The sequence below is a fragment of the Streptomyces kebangsaanensis genome (assembly GCF_001906585.1).
Classification (GTDB): Bacteria; Actinomycetota; Actinomycetes; order Streptomycetales; family Streptomycetaceae; genus Streptomyces; species Streptomyces kebangsaanensis.
In genome coordinates, this window is the sequence record NZ_JUJA01000119.1 from 50,189 (window position 1) to 57,204 (window position 7,016).

Here is a 7,016-nt window from a genome sequence, read left to right on the forward strand (position 1 = left end):
CCGCCGGTACACCATGCGGCTGACCCGGTCGCGCTCACCCGTCGGCAACCCGATGAAGAAGTCCAGCCCGAGAGGGGTAGCGATCTCGTCGGCGAAGAAGCGGCCCGGCGAGCGGCCGGACACTCGACGGATCACCTCGCCGACCAGCCAGCCCCAGGTCCGGCCGTGGTACCCGTGCGCCGTGCCCGGAGTCCACAGCGGGCGCTGAGCGGCCAGTGCTGCCGCCATCGGATGCCAGGCCAACGCCTCCTCCAGCGGTACTGGCTGATCCAGCGCGGCCAAGCCGGCCTGGTGGGACAGGAGCCAGCGCACCGGGATGTCCGCCTTGCCGTTCGCGGCGAACGCCGGCCAATACTTCGCCACCGGCGCGTCCAGGTCCAGCGCACCGCGCTCGGCCAGCATGTGCGCCGCGGTCGCGGTCGCTCCCTTGGTCGCCGAGTAGACCAGTTGCAGCGTGTCCCGCGTCCACGGACAACCGGTTTCGGGATCGGCGACGCCGCCCCACAGGTCCACCACCGGCCGGCCGTATCGGTACACGCACACCGCCGCGCCGATGTCCCCGTGCCGGGCGAAGTTCGCCGTAAACGCCTCACGCACCGGTTCGAATCCGGGTGCCACCTCACCGTCGATCGTCGTCATGCCGTTCATCCTGGCAGTTCGGCCGCTCTCCCCGGCGAGGCGGGCTCGCCCCCGGTGTCCAGACGATGGTTGTCAGACGACGACGGGTAGTTCCTGCAGGCGCTCGCGGAACTCGCGGACAGAAGGCACGTACTTGTGCGGTTCGAGCCGCGCGGAGAACTCCTTCAGGCGGTCCAGAGCCCGTACGGAACTGACGCTGTCCTCCAGGAGCCCGACGCCGTGGTTCGCGGCGTCCAGCGCTCCCTCCAGGTCACCGCCGGCGAGTCGCGCCTCGGCCAGGCGGCTGGACCGTACGGCCTTGTCCCGGGGAGCCGCGCTCGCCACGGAGGTCTCCAGGGAACTCGTCGCGCGCTCCACCTGCCCGGAGCGCAACAGGACCTTGCCCTCGGTCGACCTCAACTGCGCCTCACCGAACCAGTCGAGCCAGTCCGGGTTCTCCTCCGCTATGTGGCGCTCCCAGAGGGACGTGGCGCGGTTCAGTGCCGTGCCGGCCTTGCGGTGGTCGTCGTCGCGTGACAGCGCCTCGGCCTTGTGCAGGTAGAGGAAGGACTGGATGCAGGACGACAGCGAGTGGGGAGCGTTGTCGATGGCGGTCGAGATGAGGTCGACCCGCTCGGCGGTGCGTCCGGCCTCGGAGACGTGCACTCCCATCTCCGCGAGGATGAAGGCGCCGAAGGCGTCGTCCCCGGCGGTACGGGCGCTGCGCAGAGCGCCGACGTAGTAGCGCTGACCGGCGGATCGCAGGCCGGCGTCGTAGGCCATCCAGCCGGTCAGGTGCGACACTCGGGCCGCCAGCGCGTACAGGCGGAGGCGGACCCTGTCGGTGTACCGCCCACCGCTGAGGAGACCGGTGACCAGGGCGAGATCACCGCGTGCCTGCTCCAGAAGCCGAGCGCCTCCGAGCTGGTCGTCGAGCGTGCGGAGGGTGCAGATGCGCTGCTCGATCGTCGAGACCATCGTGTCCGTGACCCGGTCACCGTTGAGCGCCGAGGCGAAGGCGGAGGGCGCGTCCACCCAGCTCGCCGCGAGCCCCGTCAAGGCGGTGCCGGTGATGGTGAGAAAGCCCCGGCGATCCATGCGGCCACTCCCCACCAGATCGGACAGCGCCTCGACCGTGCCGGCCTCGGTCCACGGAGCGGTGAGCCCCGTCACCTCCCAAACGGGGAGCCACCGGGGCCATCCTTCCGCGCGCACCTGTTCGTCCGGGACACGCAGCAGGTCGGCGAGGACACGCTGGGCATCCGCGTCCGGCTCCTGTCCCTGTTCCCACTTCCATACGGTCGTCCGGTTGGTCGCCAGGGGGATCCCGAGCGCCCTCCCGTGCTTCTGCATGAGCCGGGCGAATTCGGCCTTCCCCCACCCGCGCGTCTGGAGGACGAAGCTCAGCGGATGAACTGCTAACGGCTCACCAGGCACGTCATCACTCCCGTCATCCCCTCACGGCGTAGTTGGGAGGCTACTTCCCGTGTCCGTGTACGGGGGGCGTCCCCAGGAGAAACCCCCTAGAAACGTTCCGACGTGCGAGCTGGCGCCGTTGACTGAGTATCAGCCGTCCATGAGGCACGCCCAGGGCGCTCGCTCTCGGAACGGCTCCTCAGATCGGCGGCTCCATTCCCGTATCACCGTCGGGGATGGAGCCGCTCTCCAGCTCTTCGGAGGCGTCCGTCATGCCCACGCTCGTCCATCGGTTCGTCCTTGCGGGTACGGAAAGGGAAGTGCCCCTCGCCCGGCGCATAGTCGTCGACAAGGTGCGTACGTGGGGTGTGCCGCTGGACGAGGAGACAGCCGACGCCATCCGTCTCGTCGCCTCCGAGCTCATCACCAACGCCGTGGTCCACGGGGAGGGGCCGGTCACCATTGCGCTGTACCACCGGCCCGGTCGCTTGGTGATCGACGTCCTCGACGGCAATCCGTCGGCTCCGCAGATGGGTTGTGCCCAAGCCGACGACGAGAGCGGGCGCGGCCTGGCGCTGGTCGGCCTTCTCGCGGCGCGGTGTGCCTGGGAACCATCCGGTCACGGGAAGCGCGTATGGGCGGAGATCGTGCTTCCCACGGCGGCGCCTGCCATCCGCGCTGCCGTTCTGCGCAGATTATTCGCGCTGAGGCCGAAGCGTGGAGTCGTAGCCGAGTCCAAGTCGCTCACCCTGGCAATCGCGTGATGGGGCGGCACGCAGTACGAGCGGCTCCGCCTCCTGATCCCGATGTGCTGTTCCGGCCCACCCGCCGCGACATCGACCCCGTCACAGGGGAGCCCACCGCCTACACCCTGTGGGACCGCCATGAATGGCACTCGCGTGGTGAGTGCTGGCTGTGGTGTGGACGTGACGACGTCGAGGTGACGTGGATCGGTCCCGTTCGGTCGAGCGGTATGCACGCGGCCCTCTACGCCTGCCGCGCGTGTCTGTACGAACTGGACCAGCGGGTCCTGGAGACCAACATGCGCCAGGACGCGGACGTCCTGCCGATGAACAGCCGGGTTGCCCGGCCGCCGGTGTAGCGCTGCGGCTCATCGCGTCGCCCAATGACCGCCGCCCCACGGAAATCCGCTTCTCCCACGGCCGTGGGGCGGCCACTACCTCCCGCCGGAGCCCTGGCGGGAGAACCGAAGAGGAAGGAGTACGAGGTGGCAGAGCGCACGACACCGCCTCCGGCCCAAAGCGGCCTCCTGGTGGCGGTGGAAGAGCTGACCGCCGTCCACGACCGGTACGACAGCCTCCGGTCCGACAACGCCGGAAGTTCCGGCGACGCGCCGTGGCCGGGCGGCGACGGCAACCTGCACGACAGCGAGTAGGCACCAAGCGGTGGGGCCGGCACGACTGGCCGTGCCGGCCCCACGTGTCCGCATCACGTGGTCGAACCCATGGAGGACGCAACGATGGAACATCGATTGATCGGCGCCATCGAGACAGCGCTCGGGTGGAGCGGAGCGGAGGAGCTGGGCAAGGACTTCGTGCGGGGGAGCATGGACGACCCCGCACTCGTCTCCCGCCTTCTGACTCCGAACCGCCTGCTCGACATCGCGATGCGCAGGAGCCTCAACCGCCCGCAGCTCCGGTGCTTCCAGAAGGGCGAGGAGGTGCACCCGGCCGTCTACTACACCGACAGCGTCAGCCCCCGGGGCCAGAGCATCCCCATGGTCAACATGCGCAGCCTCGGAAGGCTCCTGCGGGAAGGCGCGACGCTCATCCTCGACCAGGCCAACGTCTTCGATCCGACGATGGAGGTCGCGTGCCGGGCGTTGCAGTGGTGGTCCCACGAGCGCGTGCAGGTCAACGCGTACCTGACGACGAACGACGCCGCCGGCTTCCCCCTGCACTGGGACGACCACGATGTCGTGATCGTGCAGCTCGCGGGCGAGAAGGAGTGGGAGGTGCGCTCGACCTCGCGCAAGGTCCCCATGTACCGGGACTCCGACCCCAACAACACCCCGAGCGACGAGATCATCTGGTCCGGCCTCCTGAAGGCCGGCGACGTCATGCACATCCCCCGAGGGCACTGGCATCAGGCGACCCGGACCGGCAGCGGCTCGGGAAAAAGCCTTCACGTCACGTTCGGCATCACCAAACGCACGGGAGCGAACTGGCTCGCCTGGCTGGCCGACTGGTGCCGCGAACACGAGATCTTCCGGCACGACCTGGACCGCCGGCACGGACCCGACAGCGAGGCCCTGACCAAGGCCGCCACCACGCTGGTCGGCGAACGCTCCCCGGCCGACTTCCTGGCCGCGTACGAGCAGGAGACGGCGCTGCCGCGCCACGTGCCGTTCCTCGACATCCTCGGGCCGCTCGACGGCGTGGTGGGCACCACCCACTTCCCTCCCCGGGTCCTGGAAAACGGGGAGACCGTCGACGTGATGGCCGCAGGGAAGAAGCTCACCCTCACGGTCAAGGCCCTGCCCGCGCTGCGGATGCTGCTGAGCGGCAGGCCGGTCCCGCTGGAGCGGGCCGCGGCCGTCGTCGGGGCCGAAGTGACGGAGCTGGCCGAGATCCTGGTGAAGGAGGAGCTGTGCGCGGTGCTGACACCCGAGTTGTCCTCGGGCTACACCGGTCTCGTCACGAGCGCCGTCTCCTGACCGGAGCGCTTGATCTCGGTGTCACCACGCTCGACACCAGCACCAACTACCTCGGCTTCCGCTCGCATCGGATCCTGGCGCGGACGGCCGGTGATCTGCTGCCGAAGTTCACGGTCTCCACGAAGGTCGGATACTTCCCGGGGCGGAACGGCGGGGAGCACTGCCTGGATCCCGTACGGCTGCACGCGGCGGTGGAACAGGCGGCCGGGGACCTCGGACGGGAGCCCGACCTGGTGTTCCTGCACAACCCGGAACACTCGCTCCGTGAGGGCGTTCCACATGGCCGGGACGTGCTGGCGCAGGCGTGCACCGCCCTTGACGACGCTGCGGCGAAAGGGCTGTGCACCGCCTGGGGCGTCGCTTCCTGGAACCCGTCACCGCTGCTGAACCTGATCGACCCGACCGTACCGAGACCGTCGGTCCTCATGGTCCGCGCCGGCCTGCTGGTCGGAGTCAGAACGCTCGATGCCGCGGACGCCCTCATCAAGGCATGGGACCTGGGCGGCGGTGCGGTGTGGGGGATGAGCCCCTTCGGAGGTAGCACCAGCGCCCCGGTGTGGGCCAGGATCGACCCGCGCGCCTTCCTACGGGACAGCAGTCGGCTCTCCCGCATGCAGGCAGCCTTCCGGGCCGCCTATCACCTCCCGCGGGTCAGCTCCGTCGCCGTGGGCACCGACGAACCCTCCCATCTGGGCGAACTTGTCGGCGCCTTGACCGGCGAAGTCGAGGAGCGGACTATCCAGGAGTACCGAAGACTCCTTCGTGACCGCTCGCAGGGTCAGCCCGCCTGAAGCTCCTCGATAACCTGCTCGGCCATGCGCCGCGCGGGTTCCAGCCGAGGGTCCTCCGGATGCGCGTACGGCCCGAGGATCTTCGAGCAGACGAACAACGTCATCAGCCTGCCGTCCCGGCTCTCGAAGTCGCGTCGGCGCTCCTGCCGTACGCGATCGGCCAGAGCGGGGACGGCAAGCGAACTCGCCCACAATGAGGCGGAGTCCAGCCCCTGCGGTGCGTTCCCCCAGTCCTCCCAGTCGAAGAGACTGAACACCGGAGCGGTCACGTTGGCCCAGTTCAGGTCCGCGTGGGCCGGCACCCATCGCTGGACGGCCGTATCGAAGTCGCCGGAGAAGGCACCTCGGATGGACTCGGTGACCAGTTCCTGGGTGATGGTGTCGGTGTCCGGTGTGGCGACCCGCCTCGTCCTGTGAGCCGCCAGCGCGTCCAGCGAGGCGTTCAACGCCTCCCACCACTCATCCGGCAGTTCCGGGGCTTCGCTCAAGACGGCGCTTCCGACGGGAGCGGCCGGCAGGAGGCCGGTTTCGTCGGCCCGCCACATCACCGGTCCATCCGCGTCCCGCCAGACCACACATCCTTGCCATGTCGGCTGGGCGACGCCTTCCAGACGGGCGGCACACTCGGTGCCGTTCCACCCTTGATCGGCGATCTTGTCGGGCGAGCGCCGCTCGACCCGGACCCAGGTATCGCGGTCTGTCCGGGCTCCCACAGACCGGCGTTTGCGCACCACCGTATCCGGGAGCAGGCGCACCTGGAGAGACCGCGCGACGCGATCAAGAACCTCGTCAACCGGCTGCACCCGTAGGTCAACAGCCTGACCCGTGGAGACCGAGAGCGTCATACACGCGACCGTAGCAGTGGGTCGGCTCCTTCCAGGCTGATCCCGGACCGATGCCGTATTGCTTGGCGGAGATGAGAACCGGACATGCCGGAACCCGTGGCGCCCTGGGGCAGCTCCCATCCGATTTGCGGGGAAGCTGCTCGGGAGAGGGATTCCGAGGTTGGCCCCCAACTGGCCCCCACAACCACTCAGGGACCCGACCCGCTGAGCGGATCAGGTCCCTGACCTGGTATCTCCCTGTCGGGGTGGCGGGATTTGAACCCACGACCTCTTCGTCCCGAACGCGATCGGGGCCCCCTTGACCTTGCTTCGAGAGTGCTGACCTGCTCGTGCGTCGCCACTGAAGTCCGCCACTGTCCGGGCGAGTCTTGGCGCAGTCGCCTGGTTTGGCCCCCGCGGAAGATTTCAAGTCCAGTGAGACGGTTGGGGCGCTATGAGGTTTGTGGTGCGGGTTCCCTGCGTCTGGCCGGGTCGTTGATCCACGCCTGCTGGGGTATCCGGGGTGGTCGGGGGCGGCGGCCGAAGCGTTCGGGGTGGCGGGCGTATGCCTCGGCGAGGGTGACGGCCCGCTGGTCGCGCACCTCCTCGGCGGTGCCGAAGTGCACGCTGGCGGGCGTGTGCCAGCCGATCCCCGAATGCCGGTGCTCGTGGTTGTAGTACGCGATGAAC

General features: G+C 69.0%; 8 protein-coding genes and 1 pseudogene. 5 read left to right on the top strand and 4 right to left on the bottom strand.

Annotated elements, in window-relative coordinates:
* On the bottom strand, nucleotides 1-639 hold a 639-nt coding region (locus RH94_RS43745), incomplete at its 3' end, for a serine hydrolase domain-containing protein (protein WP_234425852.1).
* 72 nt (nucleotides 640-711) lie between these two features.
* Nucleotides 712-2,055: a tetratricopeptide repeat protein gene (locus RH94_RS17725; RefSeq protein WP_073948549.1), complete on the bottom strand. Its 1,344-nt coding sequence runs from the start codon at nucleotides 2,053-2,055 to the stop codon at nucleotides 712-714.
* 251 nt (nucleotides 2,056-2,306) lie between these two features.
* Between RH94_RS17725 and RH94_RS38850 the strand changes: the two genes are divergently transcribed.
* The 5 genes from RH94_RS38850 to RH94_RS17740 all read left to right on the top strand — a co-directional run bounded on the left by RH94_RS38850 (nucleotide 2,307) and on the right by RH94_RS17740 (nucleotide 5,502).
* Nucleotides 2,307-2,798 (top strand): ATP-binding protein, encoded by a 492-nt coding sequence (locus tag RH94_RS38850; protein WP_199880986.1) that lies wholly within the window; start codon nucleotides 2,307-2,309, stop codon nucleotides 2,796-2,798.
* Between the two features lie 44 nt (nucleotides 2,799-2,842).
* Complete coding sequence (locus tag RH94_RS38855) at nucleotides 2,843-3,136, top strand: hypothetical protein (protein ID WP_234425853.1); 294 nt, start codon at nucleotides 2,843-2,845, stop codon at nucleotides 3,134-3,136.
* Nucleotides 3,137-3,262: 126 nt separating this feature from the next.
* On the top strand, nucleotides 3,263-3,430 hold the full coding sequence (locus RH94_RS41445) for a hypothetical protein (protein ID WP_198668281.1): 168 nt from the start codon (nucleotides 3,263-3,265) through the stop codon (nucleotides 3,428-3,430).
* Between the two features lie 84 nt (nucleotides 3,431-3,514).
* Nucleotides 3,515-4,711, top strand: a complete 1,197-nt coding sequence (locus tag RH94_RS17735; protein WP_073948550.1) for a JmjC domain-containing protein — start codon at nucleotides 3,515-3,517, stop codon at nucleotides 4,709-4,711.
* Nucleotides 4,645-5,502, top strand: a complete 858-nt coding sequence (locus RH94_RS17740; RefSeq protein ID WP_073948551.1) for an aldo/keto reductase — start codon at nucleotides 4,645-4,647, stop codon at nucleotides 5,500-5,502. Before RH94_RS17735 ends, RH94_RS17740 begins: the two co-directional genes overlap by 67 nt.
* Here RH94_RS17740 and RH94_RS17745 read toward each other — a convergent pair.
* Nucleotides 5,490-6,347 (bottom strand): hypothetical protein, encoded by an 858-nt coding sequence (locus RH94_RS17745; RefSeq protein ID WP_073948552.1) that lies wholly within the window; start codon nucleotides 6,345-6,347, stop codon nucleotides 5,490-5,492. The two genes, RH94_RS17740 and RH94_RS17745, sit on opposite strands and share 13 nt — an antisense overlap.
* A gap of 431 nt (nucleotides 6,348-6,778) precedes the next feature.
* Nucleotides 6,779-7,016: pseudogene (locus tag RH94_RS40780) on the bottom strand (IS3-like element ISAar44 family transposase); the annotation flags it as partial.

What these genes read in the sequence shown, in the direction of transcription:
- RH94_RS38850 (WP_199880986.1), top strand. Translation starts at nt 2,307, where the DNA reads ATGCCCACGCTCGTCCATCGGTTCGTCCTTGCGGGTACGGAAAGGGAA.
- RH94_RS17735 (WP_073948550.1), top strand. Translation starts at nt 3,515, where the DNA reads ATGGAACATCGATTGATCGGCGCCATCGAGACAGCGCTCGGGTGGAGC.
- RH94_RS17745 (WP_073948552.1), bottom strand. Translation starts at nt 6,347, where the DNA reads ATGACGCTCTCGGTCTCCACGGGTCAGGCTGTTGACCTACGGGTGCAG.